The organism is Bradyrhizobium sp. 14AA (assembly GCF_054185205.1).
The window spans coordinates 1-15,196 of the sequence record NZ_JAVAYM010000022.1 but is presented as its reverse complement, the minus strand read 5'-3'; the positions used below and the strand labels follow the sequence as shown (position 1 = coordinate 15,196).

The window sequence follows — 15,196 nt, the reverse complement described above, 5'->3', positions numbered from 1 at the left end:
TTTGCCGGCACAGAAGCGAGGCCTCGCCGTGCGCGAGGCGGGTCGCGCCTGCTGCGCGGCGGTTGCGATTTTCAGATGTCGATGAGGGGGTTGCGCACAATCGCCGCGAGGCGTCCAGGGCCGGTCCGGCGTGGGCGCTGGCGATTGTTGCGATGATGGCATCATGCCGGTGTTTTGCCCGACGAGTCAAATGGAATTTCGCTGTATCCGAAAATTATCCGTCCCCGCGCAAGTCCTTGTTCCGACAGGGGCCGGCTACTGTGCATGGGGTTGTTTTCGCGCTTTTTGTTTTGAGGTGGCTCTTCACGTGCCGTGCGGCGGAATTGCGTTGGCGTCGCGAGCATGGAAACGCGATTGCGAAATCCGGCGCGGCCGCTATTCATGATCCTCGACTGCGCCGCACCAACAAGCCTGCACAAGCGGCGCGATGAGGTCTGGGGAGAGAACGAATGCAACGGACGGCTCGTCTGCTGGCGATCATCGCCGCGCTCTGCGCCTCTGCGCTGTCGACGCAGGCTCTCGCGCAAAAATATCCGGTGCGACCGGTCAAGATCATGGTCGGCTTCAGCGCGGGCGGTCCGGTCGATGTCGTCGCGCGCATCATCGGCGATCGGCTCGGCAACAAGCTCGGCCAGCCCTTCGTGGTCGAGAACCGCGCCGGCGCCAACGGCATGATCGCCGCCGAAGGCGTCGCGCATGCGGAGGCGGACGGCTATGTCATGCTGGCCTGCAACTCCTCCACCATCACGCTCAACAAGACGCTGTTCAAGGATATCCGCTACGATCCGCAAGGCGACTTCGCAGCTCTCACCACCGTCGTCTCGGCGCCGCTCGTGCTCGTGGTCAATCCCGAGAATCCCAAGACGGCCAACATCAACACGGTGGCCGATCTCGTCGCGGCGGCAAAGGCCGCGCCCGGCGCGCTCGCCTACGGCTCGGGCGGCAACGGCAACCTCGCCCATCTCGCCATGGAGCTGCTCGGCCAGAAGGCCGGCATCAAGATGATTCATGTGCCGTATCGCGGCGGCGCGGCGTCCGAGGTCGGCATCCTCGCGCAGGAGGTGCTTGCGGTGTTCGATCCCCTGTCCGCAGTGCCGCTGGTGAAGGCCGGCAAGCTGCGCGCGCTGGCGGTGTCATCGGCCGAGCGGCTGCCGGCGCTGCCTGACGTGCCGACCGTGGCCGAAGCCGGCTATCCCGGCTTCGACATCTCGTTCTGGGTCGGTTTCTTCATGCCAAAGGCGACGCCCGCGCCGATCCTGGAGACGCTGCACCGGGAGATCGTCGCCGCCGCCAAGGATCCGGCGGTCGCGGAGAAGCTCAGCTCGCAAGGCGTCGTCAGCGTGCTCAGCCCGCCCGAGTACGCGGCCAAGATCGCCAAGGAGACGAAGGAGCTCGCCGAGGTCGTCGCCGCCGCGAACATCAAGGCGGAGTAGGGAAGTCGGTATGACCCCTTAGCGCTCGCTCGACGCGAGGCGGATAGCGCGGGCCTTCGCGCTCTTTCCGGCGGCGCGCGCCGCAATCATGCTGCGCGTCTTGCCGTGAGTGCTCTTCCGGATCGAGGACGCAAGCCGCTTGCGCGCGCGATTGGCCGTCAATCGCGCCGCCAGTTGCTCGGCCTTGCGAATGATGGTGGCAACCGAGGGCGTCAGGTTCGCCGGAACCCATGCGACGTCCCTGGTCTTGGACAGGTTGCCGATGCCTTCGCAGGGCGCTTCGCGCGGCAGGTCGATCCGGATCGCAAGCGCAGCCGCGCGCTCGGTCCAGTCCTCGGCCCTGGTGCCGGTGATGATGCGGACATAGTCGCGCGTCTCGCGCGGCAGCTCGCTTTCCCTGGCGAGCCATTTCTGGACCCGGCCGGGACCTGCGTTATAGGCGGCCGCGGCAAGACCGAGATTGCCGAATTCGTCGTGGAGCCTGCGCAGGAATTTGGCCGATGCAGGCAGCGCCTTCATGGGATCGAAGGGATCGTCGAGCCCGACTTCGGCGGCCGTGTCCGGCATGAACTGCGCAACGCCCTGCGCCCCGGCGGAACTGATCTCGTCCGATCTGAAGCGGCTCTCCTGCCAGAGCAGGCGCGCGAAGAACGGCACGGGAATGCCGCTGCTCTCTGCGGCTTCGCGCAACGCGTGGCAGAATCGTTCGATCGGTGAGACTGGCGCCTCGACGGCAGGTTCGACCGCAAACCGTGGCGGCTCGATCGTCTGCTCATGGGCCGCCCGCGCATTGGCCAGCTCGATGGCCTGCACGCTCGCGAGGAAGAGTTCGACGAGAGGAACCAGTGACGGCGCGCGATCGGATTTCAGGGCGGAGTTGTCGAAGCGCGATGCTTGCCAGGACGGCGACGAGCCGACGTCGCACATCAGAATCAAGAACGCGGCGCAAGCCGCGACGAGAAATCGCATCTCGGTGGAAGTCCTCGAACTGTGGGGGAACGACCGGCGCCAGCGCCGGTGACAAGGACTTCTTAACCGCAATTGCGGCGAAGCTGCGATTCCGCGGCACGACCGGTGTTAGTACGGTGTTCCGCAACGACGAATGCGAGTCGTGCTCCCGCGGATCTACGGGAACCGATGACGGTGGGATGCTGTCAGCGAGGATGGCTGCGGGCCGGCGCCGATTCCGCCTTGCCGATTACGCCTTGGGGAAGTCCTTGCGCATCGCGATTTCGGCGGCGTCGCCGGGCGACAGCACGGTCTGGTCGAAGGCGGATTGCGGCCTCGTCATGATGTCGTAGAGCGAGATGCCCTTGATGGGCTTGCCCATGAGCTCGCGGACACAGTCGGCGAGCGTGCCGTTGTAGACGAGATAGGGCGGACCTCTGTCCTTCTGCCTCTCGCCTTTCAGCGACGGCCATTTCTTCAGCTCGGCCGGCGCGTCATAGGCGATCGGCGATCCCTCTTTGAACATGCGCTTGACCTCAGGCAGCGTGAAATGCCTGAAAATCCTAAGCCCGCCGGGTAAACGCTTGTTAAAGAATTAGTTAAAATCAGCCGGCAACGAAGACGAGCAGGGTGCCGTTGGCCTTGGCCGGCGGCACGCAGATCGCAGCCCCGCTGCGCTGGCTGGTCGACCCCAGTGCCTTCTCGGTCGCCGCAAGATCGCCGCTGACGAGCACCAGCGCGGCGCCGCCGCGCTCGGAGAGCCCCGCGAGCGGCACGCCGGGATAGCGTTTGCCGAGCTGGTCCAGCGTCAAATAGACGAAGTCGGCACGATCGCCGCCGGAGGGCACCGTGACCGCGCCGTCCGCTTCGGCCTTCGGTTCTTGGTCGATCAGCCGGCCGAGATGCGCGGCTTCCTTCGCGGGCTCCGGTGTTGCGATCAGCGTCTGCTTGATCCGCTTGGCCGCATTGGCATGCTCCATCAGTTCGGGAATCCAAACCGTCTCGCGCGTCTTGTGCTGGCAGGCGAAGATGCGGACCCCGCCCGGCGCTTCCGCGGTCGGCCACATGAAGGTGCGGAATTTTGCCGCCGAGACCGTGCCATCAGGCAGCGTGACGGGCCGTTCGAAATCGGTGGGGCCGATCGGCGTCAGGCCACGCGCGCGGATCTCCTCCGCGCCCGCGGCGGAATCGACGGCCGTGAAGGCGATGCGCTCGATGCCCTCGCCCTGCTTGTCGAGAAAGGCGCGCGCTGGTGCGTTCTGTTCGGTCGCGGCCAGGACGCCGAGCAGCTCCATATAATCTGGGTCGAACATGATGGTGTAGTTGCCGGTGCCCATATGCGCGCTGTGGGTGCCGCGCGGCGATAGGGTGAAGCCGAGCTGACGGTAGTTCTCGGCGGCCTTGTCGAGGTCTTGAACCATGACCACGGCGTGGTCGATACCGATGACGTTCTTGAGGGCCACTGTTCTTTCCCCGCGACATTTCAAATGAACTCGGACCGCACCGGCGGCCGCGGGTCCTGTCTACGCCGGATGGGCGGTCAAGTCATTTTCAAATCGGCGGGAAAGGCGGAATTTCATTCCGCGAAAAGCTCCGTCGGCGCGATGGCGTCAGCGGGCCTGCTCGATATAGGTAGCGAGGATCGCGCGCTCCTCGCTGGTCATCTCGGTGATGTTGCCGGGGGGCATCGCGTTGGACCAGGCGGCGACGCGGCCGATCAGGCGGATGTTGCGGTGGATGTGTTCGGGGGCGTCGAGCAGAATGCCCTTCGGCGCCGTCACGATGCCGGCCCAGACCGGCTCGGCCGCGTGGCACATGCTGCAGCGGGACATCACGATCTCCTCGACATTGGCAAGCGTCGGCTGCGCCGACAGCGCGCCGGTCTTGATCTCGCGCGGGCCGGCTGCGGAAAGGAAGAGGATCGCGATCACGCCCATCGCTGCGACGCCCCATACCCACCACGGCGATTTGCGGCCGGCGTGGCCCTCGTTGAAGAAGTGGCGGATCACCGGTCCCAGCGCCAGGATGATGGCGACGATGATCCAGTTGAAGCGGGTGGCGTAGAGCAGGGGGTAGTGGTTGCTGATCATCAGCACGACCACGGGCAGCGTCAGATAGTTGTTGTGGACCGAGCGCTCCTTGCTGGTCTTGCCGAGCTTCGGATCGGGCGCCTGGCCCGCGATCAGCGCCGCCACGATCTTCTTCTGGTTCGGGATGATCAGCGTGAAGACGTTGGCGACCATGATGGTGCCGATGATCGCACCGATCTGGTTGAAGGCGCCCCGGCCGCTCAGCACATGGGTGAAGGCGTAGGTCAGCGCGACGAGGAACAGATAGCCGCCGATGGCGAAGGGCAGCTCGCGCTGCGCCAGCCCGGTGCGGCAGGCGACCTCATAGAGCAGCCACGCCAGCGCGAGGCTAAAGAAGCTGAACAGGCCGGCCTGGAATGGCGTGAGGTCGAGGATCGACTTGTCGACCAGGAACAAATCGGCCTCGAGATAATACACCACCACCATCAGCGCGAAGCCGGACAGCCAGGTGGTGTAGGCCTCCCATTTGAACCAGGTCAGCTCGTCCGGCATCTGGCTTGGCGCCACCATATATTTCATGATCCGGTAGAAGCCGCCGCCATGGACCTGCCAGGCTTCGCCCTGCACGCCGTCCGGCAGGTCGCTTCCGGGCTTGAGGCTAAGGTCGAGGGCGATGAAATAGAAGGAACTGCCGATCCAGGCGATTGCCGCGACCACGTGCAGCCAGCGGAGCAGCAGGCTCGCCCATTCCGATATGATGGATCCCCACATGATCACCCCATCAGGTGCGACTTGGATGCCGCAGCTTTGATGACCGCAACCGGCGGCCGTGCCCCTATGATGTGTCGCACCTATCCGCCGCGTTTTCCAGTACGATGGGTTGCGGCTGATGCACATCGTGCGGGCATGAGCTGATGTGGGATGCGGCAGGCGTTTTGCCTGCTGCAGAGGGTTTGCGGGGCGATCGGCGTTAACGCTCGAGACGTGCAGGCCGGGAGGAAGGCGACGTGAAAAACAGGATTTCGACTGCGGCGATGTCTGCGGTGGTACTGGTTGTGGCTGCGGCTGGCGCGCAGGCCGAGCCGGTGCTGCAAGGGAAGGACGCCTACGGCGATTGGCAGGCTGACAAGCCCGGCACGGTCAGGTTGATCCGGCCGCAGGATCTGGTCAGGCCCGGCGCCACGCGGTCGGTTGCGAGTTCGTCGCGTGTGGTGCCGCGTCCGCCGGAGGCCGTGCTCCAGGTGCCGCCGGGCTTCAAGGTCGAGCTGTTCGCAGAGGGCCTGCGCGCACCGCGCATCGTGAGGGTTGCGCCGAACGGCGACGTCTTCGTCGCGGAGACGCGGGCCGGCACCATCCGCGTGCTGCGCACCGGCGACGCCGGCAAGGTCGCGACCAACGAGGTCTTTGCCAGCGGTCTGAGGCAGCCATTCGGCATCGCCTTCTTTCCGAACGGCGACAATCCGCAATGGGTGTACGTCGCCAACACCGACAGCGTCGTTCGCTTTCCCTATCAGGCCGGTGATCTCAAGGCACGCGGCAAGGCGGAGACGATCGTGGCGAGCCTGCCGCATGACGGCGGCCATTCCACCCGCGACATCGTCTTCACGACGGACAACAAGCGCATGCTGGTCTCGGTCGGCTCGCTCAGCAACGTCGCCGAGGGCATGGGCACTCCACCGGGCGGGCTGGAGGCCTGGTCGAAAGCGCAGCCGCCTGGCGCGACCTGGGCCAGCGAGCTCGAGCGCGCCGCGGTGCTGGCGTTCAATCCTGATGGCAAGGAGCGAAAGATCTACGCGACAGGCATCCGCAACTGCGTCGGCCTCGCGGTCCATCCGCAGACCGGTCTGCCCTGGTGCTCGACCAATGAACGCGACGGTCTCGGCGACGATCTCGTCCCCGATTACGTGACCAGCGTGAAGGAGGGCGCCTTCTACGGTTGGCCGTGGTTCTATATTGGCGGCAACGAAGACCCGCGCCATGCCGGCGCGCGGCCGGACCTCAAGGACAAGGTGACGGTCCCGGATGTGCTGATCCAGCCGCACTCGGCTTCGCTCGGCATGACGTTCTATCAAGGCACGCAGTTTCCGGCGGAGTATCAGGGCGATGCCTTCGCCGCCGAGCACGGCTCCTGGAACAGGTCGAAGCGCACCGGCTACAAGGTGATCCGCATCCGGATGAAGGACGGCAAGCCGACCGGCGAGTACGAGGATTTCGTCACGGGATTTGTCGTGAGCGATGCGGAGGTGTGGGGAAGGCCGGTCGGTGTTGCCGTCGCGAAGGATGGTGCGCTGCTGATCTCGGAGGATGGCAACGGCACGATCTGGCGGGTGACGAGAGCGCCGCAATGACACTGCACCCTCTCCCCTTGTGGGAGAGGGTGGCTCGCCGCGAAGCGGCGAGACGGGTGAGGGGTCTCTCTGCGCGAGTCCATATCGCTATGAGCTTGTCGACAGAACCCCTCATCCGGCGCTTCGCGCCACCTTCTCCCGCAAGGGGAGAAGGTAAGAGCAGCGTGCTCGCTGCTACCCCCGTCTCACGCTCGCCCCGCCATCCACTGGCAGCGTCACGCCGGTGATGAAATTCGCCTCGTCCGAGGCGAGGAACAGTGCGGCATTCGCGACGTCCCATCCGGTGCCCATCTTCTTGCGCAGCGGCACCTTTGCTGTCGCGCTCGGCTTCGACCTCGGCGCGGGTCTTGTGCCATTCGCGGGCGCGGGTATCGACGGCCATCGGCGTGTTCATCAGGCCGGGCAGGATGACGTTGGCGCGGATGCCGTATTCGGCGTTCTGGTAAGCGAGCTGTTCGGTGAAGGCGATCATCGCCGACTTCGTCGCCTTGTAGGCGACATAGGGATAATTCGTGATCGCCGCCATCGAGGAGATGTTGATGATGGCGCCACTGCCTTGCGCGCGCATGATCGGGATCACCTCTTTCGCCGCCAGGATGCAGCTCTTCAGATTGATGGCGACGACGCGGTCGAACGCTTCCTCGGTCAATTGCAACAGCTCGGCGTCGCCGCCGGACAGGCTGACACCGACATTGTTGTGCAGCACGTCGATCCGACCCCAGCGCGACTGCGCTTCCTTGACCATCGCCTTGATGTCGGCGGACTTGGTGACATCGGCCTTGAAGGCTGCGGTGGTGCCATGTTTCGCGGTGATCATCGCAACCGTTTCCTGCGCCGACTCCAGATGATGGTCGACGCACAAGACCTTCGCGCCTTCGCGCGCGAAGGTCAGCGCGGTGGCGCGGCCGTTGCCGATGCCCTCGCCGGGGCTTTGCCCGGCTCCGACCACGATGGCGACCTTGTCGTTCAAGCGCATGACGTTTTCTCCCTGCTTTTTCATCACGATAGCACGTGCGAGCAGCGGCAGAAGACCGAACCTGCATGGCTGCGTCGCTCTCGCGAAACACCTGCCGGCCAATGGTTTGCTGCCGCGCAGGAACGGTTTTCGCGCGATCGCGTTTGCTGCCGGAGCCTTTCCCGCGCTAGGCTCTCTCCCGGGGCTTCCCAACCGCCAGTGGCTTGCCGATGAATCTGCTTGATCCACAAGGGCCCGTGGCTGCGGCCAACAGCACCATTTTGGTCGATTCCGTCTTCATCATGCTCGTGATCGTGGTGCCGACCATTATCGCGATCCTCGCCTTTGCGTTCTGGTTTCGCGCCTCCAATCCGCGCGCGCGGTTTCAGCCGGACTTCGTCTATTCCGGGCGCGTCGAAATGGTGGTGTGGGCAATCCCGGCGCTGACCGTGATCCTGCTCGGCGGCGTCGCCTGGATCGGCTCGCATCAGCTCGACCCCGCCGCGCCCGTGCCGGGCACCGGCAGCCCGGTGCGAATTCAGGCCGTCTCGCTCGACTGGAAGTGGCTGTTCATCTACCCCGACCAGCGCATCGCCACCGTCAACTCGCTGACGGTGCCGGCGGGGGCCGAGCTGAACTTTCAGCTGACGTCGTCGAGCGTGATGAACACCTTCTTCATCCCGCAGCTCGGCAGCATGATCTACACCATGAACGGCATGGTGACGCGGCTGAACCTGCGCGCCGACAACGAGGGCAAGCTCCAGGGCCTGTCGGCGCACTTCTCCGGCGACGGCTTTCCCGACATGATGTTCGACGTCAACGTGATCTCGCCGCTCGCCTTTCCGGACTGGGTGGCGAGCGCCGCGAAGTCCGATGCGGTGCTGAACGAGGACAGCTACAAGAAGCTGATGCAGCAGGGCATCGAGAGAGGCAGGCCGACCTATCGGCTCGAAGACCCGCGCCTGTTCGACCTGATCGCGACCCAGCACATTCCGCCAGGGCCCGGCCCGGAGCTGATTTCCGCTGCCGGCCGTCCGCACAGTGGAGGCCACGATGCTCGGTAAGCTCGATTGGTCGGCCATCCCGTTCGATCAGCCGATTCCGCTCGTCGCCGGCGCGATCGTGCTGGTCGCGATCCTCGGCGTGCTGGCCTGGGTCGTCGTGAAGGGACACCTGCCCTATGTCTGGCACGAATGGATCACCAGCGTCGATCACAAGCGCATCGGCGTCATGTACATCCTGCTGGCCTCGGTGATGCTGCTGCGCGGCGGCAGCGACGCCATCATGATGCGGATCCAGCAGGCCGTCGCCTATCAGTCGCAGGGCTATCTGCCGCCGGAGCACTACAACCAGATCTTCTCGGCCCACGGCACCATCATGATCTTCTTCGTGGCGATGCCGTTCGTGATCGGATTGATGAACCTGATCGTGCCGCTTCAGCTCGGCGTGCGCGACGTCGCTTTCCCGACGCTGAATTCCGTCGGCTTCTGGCTGACCGCGACCGGCGCGCTGCTGGTCAATCTCTCGCTCGTCGTCGGCGAGTTCGCGCGCACCGGCTGGCTCGCATTTCCGCCGCTGTCGGGACTGTCCTATTCCCCCGGCGTCGGCGTCGACTATTACGCCTGGTCGCTGCAGATATCCGGCGTCGGCACGCTGGTGGCCGGCATCAATCTCGTCACGACGGCGCTGAAGCTGCGCACCAGGGGGATGAACTATCTGCGCATGCCGATGTTTTGCTGGACCACGCTGGCCTCGAACCTTCTGATCGTCGCGGCCTTCCCGATCCTCACGGCCACCCTCGCGATGCTGCTGCTCGACCGCTACCTCGGCTTCCACTTCTTCACCAACGAGGCCGGCGGCAACGTGATGATGTTCATGAATTTGATCTGGGCCTGGGGCCATCCGGAGGTCTACATCCTGGTGCTGCCGGCCTTCGGCATCTTCTCCGAGGTGGTCTCGACCTTCTCGGGCAAGGCGCTGTTCGGCTATCGCTCCATGGTGCTCGCGACCATGGCGATCTGCGTCATCTCCTTCATGGTGTGGCTACACCATTTCTTCACGATGGGGGCAGGGCCCGACGTCAATGCCATCTTCGGCATCGCCAGCATGATCATCGCGGTGCCGACCGGGGTGAAGATCTACAATTGGCTGTTCACGATGTATGGCGGCCGCATCCGTTTCGCGACGCCGATGCTGTGGGCGGTCGGCTTCATGGTCACCTTCATCATCGGCGGGCTGACGGGCGTTTTGGTCGCGGTGCCGCCGGCCGACTTCATGCTCCACAACAGCATGTTCCTGGTGGCGCACTTCCACAACGTCATCATCGGCGGCGTGCTGTTCGGAGCTTTCGCCGGCTTCGAATACTGGTTTCCCAAGGCGTTCGGCTTCCGTCTCGACGAGCGCTGGGGCAAGCTCGCGTTCTGGTTCACCTTCACCGGCTTCTACGTGACGTTCATGCCGCTCTATGTCGCCGGCATGCTCGGCATGACCAGGCGCCTGCAGCACTATGACGTCGCGGCGTGGCGGCCCTGGATGTTCATTGCGGCAGCCGGCATGGCCGTGCTGACGATCGGCGTGATCTGCCAGATCATGCAGCTCGTGGTCAGCATCCGTAACCGGGAGGCGCTGCGCGATCGCACCGGCGATCCCTGGGACGGCCGTTCGCTGGAATGGGCGACGTCGTCGCCGCCGCCGGTGTTCAATTTCGCCTTCCATCCCGATGTCCGCGGCGAGGACGCCTATTGGGACATGAAGACCCGGGCCCTGCAGCAATCGTTCGAGCACGAAGAGCCCGAGTATCGCGACATCGAGATGCCCCGGAATTCGCCGACCGGATTTGTCTGCGCGTTCTTCGCCACCATCATGGGCTTTGCGCTGATTTGGCACATCTGGTGGATGGTGATCTTGGGGGGCATCGGCGCGTTCGCGACCTTCGTCGTGTTCGCCTGGCGCGACCATGACGAATACGTCATTCCGGCCGGGGAAGTCGCCCGCATCGACCGCGTCAATCTCGAGGAGCGGCGCAGCCTCGTCAGCATGGCGGGAGTAGTCTGATGTCGATGACCGCGACCGCCGGCCACGCCCATGCCGATCCCCATCACATCGGGGTCGTCATCGAGCATCCCGGGCCCGCGTCGAAGCGGATCGTGACCGCCTACGGCTTCTGGGTCTTCCTGCTCTCCGACATCGTGATGTTCTCCTGCTTCTTTGCGGCCTATGCGGTGCTGTCCGGCCAGACCGCCGGCGGCCCGAAAGGCTCGGAGATCTTCGAGCAGAGGAATGTCGCGATCGAGACGGTCTGCCTGCTGCTGTCGAGCTTCACCTGCGGCATGGCCAGCATCGCGGCCGACGTCCGCAGCCGGTTCTGGTTCTATCTCGGCATGACCGTGACTTGCCTGCTCGGGCTCATCTTTCTGGCCATCGAGTTCCGCGAATTCGCCGATCTGGTCTCCCGCGGCTATGGCCCGTCGCGCAGCGCGTTCCTGACGTCGTTCTTCTCGCTGGTCGGCTGCCACGGCCTGCACGTTTCGGCCGGCATATTGTGGCTGCTCACGATGATGGCCCAGGTCTTCGCCAAGGGATTTCGTGCCGATGTCCTGCGCCGGATGATGTGCTTTGCGCTGTTCTGGCACGCGCTGGACATCGTCTGGGTCGGGGTCTTCTCCGTCGTCTACTTGCTTGGAGGTGGCGCATGAGCGATCAGACGGACGTGCGGACCGAACATGGGCTTGCACCGGGTGAGGAAGAGCAACACAGTGTCGGCGCCCGGATCCTCGGCTATGTCGTCGGCCTTGTGCTTGCGCTGCTGCTCACGGCGACGTCGTTCTTCATCGCCGGGACCGATCTGGTCTGGCAGCCATCGATCCCGGTCGCGCTGATCGTGCTCGCGATCGCGCAGATGGGCGTGCACCTGGTGTTCTTCCTGCACATCACCACAGGCCCCGACAACACCAACAACGTGCTGGCGCTCGCCTTCGGGCTCCTGGTCGTCTTCCTGGTGGTGGGCGGGACGGTCTGGATCATGGCGCATCTGAACGCGAACATGCCGCCGATGGACCAGATCATGATGCGCCAGTAGCGCGGACTGCGAAAGCGCGGTTAGCGCCGCACAAAAAAGAAGAGCCGCTTGTTGTGACAAGCGGCCCAAGTCTAGGGAGGAAACGCCCGAGCAAAACAATCGGCCGGAGCCGGATTGCCGCCAAGGAAACGCTCGCGCAAAGCGCTTGCGTACACATATAGGTGCAGCAACTCCCGTAAGAGTTCAATTCCGGATCAATACGGTCTCGGACTACCACTCACGCGTGCGTGAACCAATTGTTCACTTTGGCCGGCGGCAGTTATACGCCTTGCGGAAGCCGGCGGCCTGGGCGTCGTCCTCCGAGCAGAACCAGCGGTCCGGCTTGGTGGTCGCGGGATAACTCGGGCAACCCCGCAGATGATAGATGCCGATATTGCCGGTGACGCGCGCGCGCACCGCGAGCTTGCCCTTGATGCTGCAGCTCGGCGGCATCGTCAGTTCCTCCGGAAACAGTACGCCGCGGATCTCCTTGTCGCGGTCCGCGCGGCAGGCGGCGCCCAGAAGCGCGCCGTCCTTCTTGCCGGCGCGGAATTCTTGCGGTGCAACAAAGCAGCCTTTCCAGATTCCGGCCGAGGCCGTCTTGGCGTCGGACGCCGCCGGCTTGACGTTCGCCTTGATCGGTTCGCGCGCGATGGCAAAGCCGAGCTTGACCAGCTGCTCGTTCAGGCTGGTCTTGTCGCCCTCGGCCGTGCAGATCGCGCGGTGCCGCTTGCCAAAACTCTTTTCCGGCCCGACATCGTCGCAACGCACGGAGCGCTTGTTGATCAGCTTGGCCAGCTGGTCGCGGGCCTCGATGCCGCAGGTCCAGGAATCGGCGTGATCGTCGATGCAGACCTGGTCGAGCTCGGGCGCATCGACGCCGTCGAGCCGGTAGGTGACGTCGCCGAGCTGGATGGAGTTGCCGTCCCGGACGGTCGCGGCGGCGGTCAGCGCGGAGGCGGGGCCGGTTGTGCCCAGAAATCCGGACAGGGCGAAAAACGAAACGAACGCAAAAGCGCGGGCGGAGGCAAAGAAATTTCGGAAGGACATACGATCTCGCTATCGATTGCTCGTGCACCTCGTTCCTAGCATCCGGATGTGGCGATACCAATGGTCTGCGCCCTGCGAAGTGCGACATTCCGGCCCCGCGGCTTTACTCGGCCGTAGCTCTGATCCTATCGTTCGCCGGCCCCGCTGACCGCGAAGGGCCGAATCGCCCGGAAAGCGGCGAGGGGGAGGAAAAGGTTGCAATGAAAGACCCCGTGGACGTCCTGATCATCGGCGCCGGCGCTTCAGGCGCGGCGGTGGCGTGGTCGCTGGCCGAGACCAAGATGCATATTCTCTGCATGGAGCAGGGCGGCTGGATGAACCCGGCGGAATATCCCAGCACGGGCCGGGACTGGGAGGCCAAGTTCTACGGCGAGTGGTCGTCGAGCCCCAACATCCGCGGTCGTCCCGAGGACTATCCTGTTAACGACGACAATTCGCCGATCAAGGTCGTCAACTACAATGCGGTCGGCGGCTCGACCGTGATGTACACCGCGCACTGGCCGCGGCTGCATCCCTCCGATTTCAAGGTGAAGACGCTCGACGGCGTCGCCGACGACTGGCCGATCGACTACGACGCGCTGACCCCGTTCTTCGAAGAGAACGACCGGATGATGGGCACGTCGGGGCTCTCAGGCGATCCGCGCTCGCCGCTGACCCATCCGCCGATGCCGCAGCAGCCGCTCGAATTGTCCGGCGCCATCATCGGCAAGGCCATGAACAAGCTCGGCTGGCATTGGTGGCCGTCGGACACGACGGTCGCGACGATGGACTATGAGGGCCGGGCGCGCTGCATCAATCTCGGCCATTGCACGCCGGCCTGCGCGCAAGGCGCGAAATCCTCCACCGACATCACCTATTGGCCGCATGCGGTCCGCGCCGGCGTCGAGCTGCGCACCCATTGCCGCGTGCGCGAGATCACCACCGACGAGAACGGCATGGCCTCGGGCGTGGTCTATTACGACAAGGACGGCGTCGAGCAGTTCCAGCCGGCGCATGTCGTCATCATCGCCTGCAACGGCGTCGGCACGCCGCGGCTGCTGCTGAACTCGGCCTCAAACCGCTTCCCGAACGGCCTTGCCAATTCGTCGGGCCTCGTCGGCAAGAATTTGATGTTCCACCCCTACGCGCAGATCTACGGCTATGTGAAGGAGCCGACCGACTCTAACCGCGCGCCGCCGACCTGCCTGTGGAGCAAGGAGTGGTACGACACGGACCTGTCGCGCGGCTTCGTGCGCGGCTATGGCGTGCAGTTCGTGCGTGGGGCAGGTCCCGTGTTCGAGGCCGTCGTCAGCGAGCAGAAGGGCATTCTGCCGTGGGGTGAGGATCACCACCGCGTCTTCCGCAAGCTCAACGGCCACCGGCTGGGTTTCTCCGCGATCTGCGAGGATCTGCCGGAGGAGCACAACCGGGTCACGCTCGATCCCGTGCTGAAGGACAGCCACGGCATTCCCGCGCCGAAGATCGACTACACGATCAGCGAGAACAGCCGGAAGATGATGGAGCACGCGCTCGCGCGCGGCCGCGAGGTTCTCGAGACCGCAGGCGCCACCGACATCTGCGTCAACTCGCCGATCCCCTGGGGCGGCTGGCATTTGCTCGGCACCGCGCGCATGGGCACTGATCCCGAGCGCTCCGTGGTCAACGAATGGGGCCGCACGCATGACGTGAAGAACCTCTTCATCGTCGACGGCAGCATCTTCGTCACCTCGGGCGGCGTGAACCCGACGTCCACCATTCAGGCCCTCGCGCTCTACATCGCCGACCAGATGAAGCAGCGCCTCGCCAATTTGTTCGATTGAGGCCGTCATGTCCGCAGACAATCTTACGCGCACCCAGCGCGACGACCTCCGCACCGTCGCCGGGATGATCGTTCCCGCCAGCGACGAGTACAAGGTGCCCGGCGCCGACGATGCCGTGATCCAGGCCGACGTGCTGGCAACGCTCGGCCGCGACACTAGACTGGTGGCGGCGGCGCTGGACCATCTGGCACAGCTCGCAGGTCAGCCGCTCGCCGAGCTCGATACCGCCAGGCGCGATGTGGTCGCGCAGGAGTTTCGCACCTCCGGCGGCGCGGCTGCCGCCACGCTCGTGCGCGTGGTGCTGCAATGCTACTACCGCGACGACCGCGTGTTGCGTTCGCTCGGGCTGGAGCTGCGCGCGCCGTTCCCCAAGGGCTATGTGCTCCCGGATGGCGACTGGTCGCTGCTCGACCCGGTCAAGGCGAGGGCCGGCACACTGCGGCGAGCGCCCTAGGGCCGATCGACATTCAGGATTCCCAAGTGGTTTGATCGCTGATTCATAGAGTTCCGTGATTCGACACGGAGCAGATGATGGCGGCGAAGCGATATGAGCTGACCGAGGCGCAATGGGCGAGG

General features: G+C 64.7%; 13 protein-coding genes and 1 pseudogene. 8 read left to right on the top strand and 6 right to left on the bottom strand.

Features of this window, described 5'->3' with window-relative positions:
* Positions 1-449 precede the first annotated feature (449 nt).
* Entirely contained in the window at positions 450-1,433 is a 984-nt protein-coding gene (locus RAD15_RS31545) for a Bug family tripartite tricarboxylate transporter substrate binding protein (RefSeq protein ID WP_458182268.1), read from the top strand.
* Between the two features lie 18 nt (positions 1,434-1,451).
* Here the strand turns inward: RAD15_RS31545 and RAD15_RS31540 are convergent, their stop codons facing one another.
* From RAD15_RS31540 to RAD15_RS31525, 4 genes are all read right to left on the bottom strand, one after another.
* Positions 1,452-2,402, bottom strand: coding sequence for a lytic transglycosylase domain-containing protein (locus tag RAD15_RS31540; RefSeq protein ID WP_458182266.1), 951 nt, complete (start codon positions 2,400-2,402; stop codon positions 1,452-1,454).
* Positions 2,403-2,631: 229 nt separating this feature from the next.
* Positions 2,632-2,907: a hypothetical protein gene (locus RAD15_RS31535; protein ID WP_458182264.1), complete on the bottom strand. Its 276-nt coding sequence runs from the start codon at positions 2,905-2,907 to the stop codon at positions 2,632-2,634.
* A gap of 79 nt (positions 2,908-2,986) precedes the next feature.
* Positions 2,987-3,844 (bottom strand): VOC family protein, encoded by an 858-nt coding sequence (locus tag RAD15_RS31530; protein WP_458182263.1) that lies wholly within the window; start codon positions 3,842-3,844, stop codon positions 2,987-2,989.
* A gap of 147 nt (positions 3,845-3,991) precedes the next feature.
* Positions 3,992-5,182, bottom strand: coding sequence for a urate hydroxylase PuuD (locus RAD15_RS31525; RefSeq protein WP_458182262.1), 1,191 nt, complete (start codon positions 5,180-5,182; stop codon positions 3,992-3,994).
* Between the two features lie 236 nt (positions 5,183-5,418).
* On the opposite strand from RAD15_RS31525, the gene RAD15_RS31520 reads away from it, so the two are divergent.
* The gene (locus tag RAD15_RS31520) at positions 5,419-6,759 is read left to right on the top strand and encodes a PQQ-dependent sugar dehydrogenase (protein ID WP_458182261.1); all 1,341 of its coding nucleotides are present in this window, start codon (positions 5,419-5,421) and stop codon (positions 6,757-6,759) included.
* Positions 6,760-6,933: 174 nt separating this feature from the next.
* On the opposite strand, the pseudogene RAD15_RS31515 reads toward RAD15_RS31520, so the two are convergent.
* Positions 6,934-7,735, bottom strand: a pseudogene (locus RAD15_RS31515) (SDR family NAD(P)-dependent oxidoreductase).
* A gap of 236 nt (positions 7,736-7,971) precedes the next feature.
* On the opposite strand from RAD15_RS31515, the gene RAD15_RS31510 reads away from it, so the two are divergent.
* Genes RAD15_RS31510 through cyoD form a run of 4 tightly spaced genes read left to right on the top strand, consistent with a single transcriptional unit; the run spans position 7,972 to position 11,792 of the window.
* Entirely contained in the window at positions 7,972-8,778 is an 807-nt protein-coding gene (locus tag RAD15_RS31510) for a cytochrome ubiquinol oxidase subunit II (protein ID WP_458182260.1), read from the top strand.
* On the top strand, positions 8,768-10,768 hold the full coding sequence (gene cyoB / locus RAD15_RS31505) for a cytochrome o ubiquinol oxidase subunit I (protein ID WP_458182258.1): 2,001 nt from the start codon (positions 8,768-8,770) through the stop codon (positions 10,766-10,768). The genes RAD15_RS31510 and cyoB overlap by 11 nt, the downstream gene beginning before the upstream one ends.
* The gene (locus RAD15_RS31500) at positions 10,768-11,409 is read left to right on the top strand and encodes a cytochrome (ubi)quinol oxidase subunit III (protein ID WP_458182257.1); all 642 of its coding nucleotides are present in this window, start codon (positions 10,768-10,770) and stop codon (positions 11,407-11,409) included. Before cyoB ends, RAD15_RS31500 begins: the two co-directional genes overlap by 1 nt.
* On the top strand, positions 11,406-11,792 hold the full coding sequence (gene cyoD / locus RAD15_RS31495; RefSeq protein WP_458182255.1) for a cytochrome o ubiquinol oxidase subunit IV: 387 nt from the start codon (positions 11,406-11,408) through the stop codon (positions 11,790-11,792). The genes RAD15_RS31500 and cyoD overlap by 4 nt, the downstream gene beginning before the upstream one ends.
* A gap of 240 nt (positions 11,793-12,032) precedes the next feature.
* Here the strand turns inward: cyoD and RAD15_RS31490 are convergent, their stop codons facing one another.
* A complete protein-coding gene (locus tag RAD15_RS31490) occupies positions 12,033-12,821 on the bottom strand; it encodes a thermonuclease family protein (RefSeq protein WP_458182254.1) in 789 nt (262 codons plus the stop codon).
* 200 nt (positions 12,822-13,021) lie between these two features.
* Here RAD15_RS31490 and RAD15_RS31485 point away from each other — a divergent pair, with 200 nt between their 5' ends.
* Positions 13,022-14,620 carry a GMC family oxidoreductase gene (locus RAD15_RS31485; protein WP_458182252.1) on the top strand — a complete coding sequence of 533 codons (1,599 nt, stop codon included), beginning with the start codon at positions 13,022-13,024 and terminating at the stop codon, positions 14,618-14,620.
* Between the two features lie 7 nt (positions 14,621-14,627).
* A complete protein-coding gene (locus RAD15_RS31480) occupies positions 14,628-15,074 on the top strand; it encodes a hypothetical protein (protein WP_458182251.1) in 447 nt (148 codons plus the stop codon).
* Positions 15,075-15,196 lie beyond the last annotated feature (122 nt).

Excerpts from the sequence above, each read along its gene's own strand:
- RAD15_RS31545 (WP_458182268.1), top strand. The coding sequence starts at position 450 with ATGCAACGGACGGCTCGTCTGCTGGCGATCATCGCCGCGCTCTGCGCC.
- RAD15_RS31540 (WP_458182266.1), bottom strand. The coding sequence starts at position 2,402 with ATGCGATTTCTCGTCGCGGCTTGCGCCGCGTTCTTGATTCTGATGTGC.
- RAD15_RS31535 (WP_458182264.1), bottom strand. The coding sequence starts at position 2,907 with ATGTTCAAAGAGGGATCGCCGATCGCCTATGACGCGCCGGCCGAGCTG.
- RAD15_RS31525 (WP_458182262.1), bottom strand. The coding sequence starts at position 5,182 with ATGTGGGGATCCATCATATCGGAATGGGCGAGCCTGCTGCTCCGCTGG.
- cyoB (WP_458182258.1), top strand. The coding sequence starts at position 8,768 with ATGCTCGGTAAGCTCGATTGGTCGGCCATCCCGTTCGATCAGCCGATT.
- RAD15_RS31500 (WP_458182257.1), top strand. The coding sequence starts at position 10,768 with ATGTCGATGACCGCGACCGCCGGCCACGCCCATGCCGATCCCCATCAC.
- cyoD (WP_458182255.1), top strand. The coding sequence starts at position 11,406 with ATGAGCGATCAGACGGACGTGCGGACCGAACATGGGCTTGCACCGGGT.
- RAD15_RS31490 (WP_458182254.1), bottom strand. The coding sequence starts at position 12,821 with ATGTCCTTCCGAAATTTCTTTGCCTCCGCCCGCGCTTTTGCGTTCGTT.
- RAD15_RS31485 (WP_458182252.1), top strand. The coding sequence starts at position 13,022 with ATGAAAGACCCCGTGGACGTCCTGATCATCGGCGCCGGCGCTTCAGGC.
- RAD15_RS31480 (WP_458182251.1), top strand. The coding sequence starts at position 14,628 with ATGTCCGCAGACAATCTTACGCGCACCCAGCGCGACGACCTCCGCACC.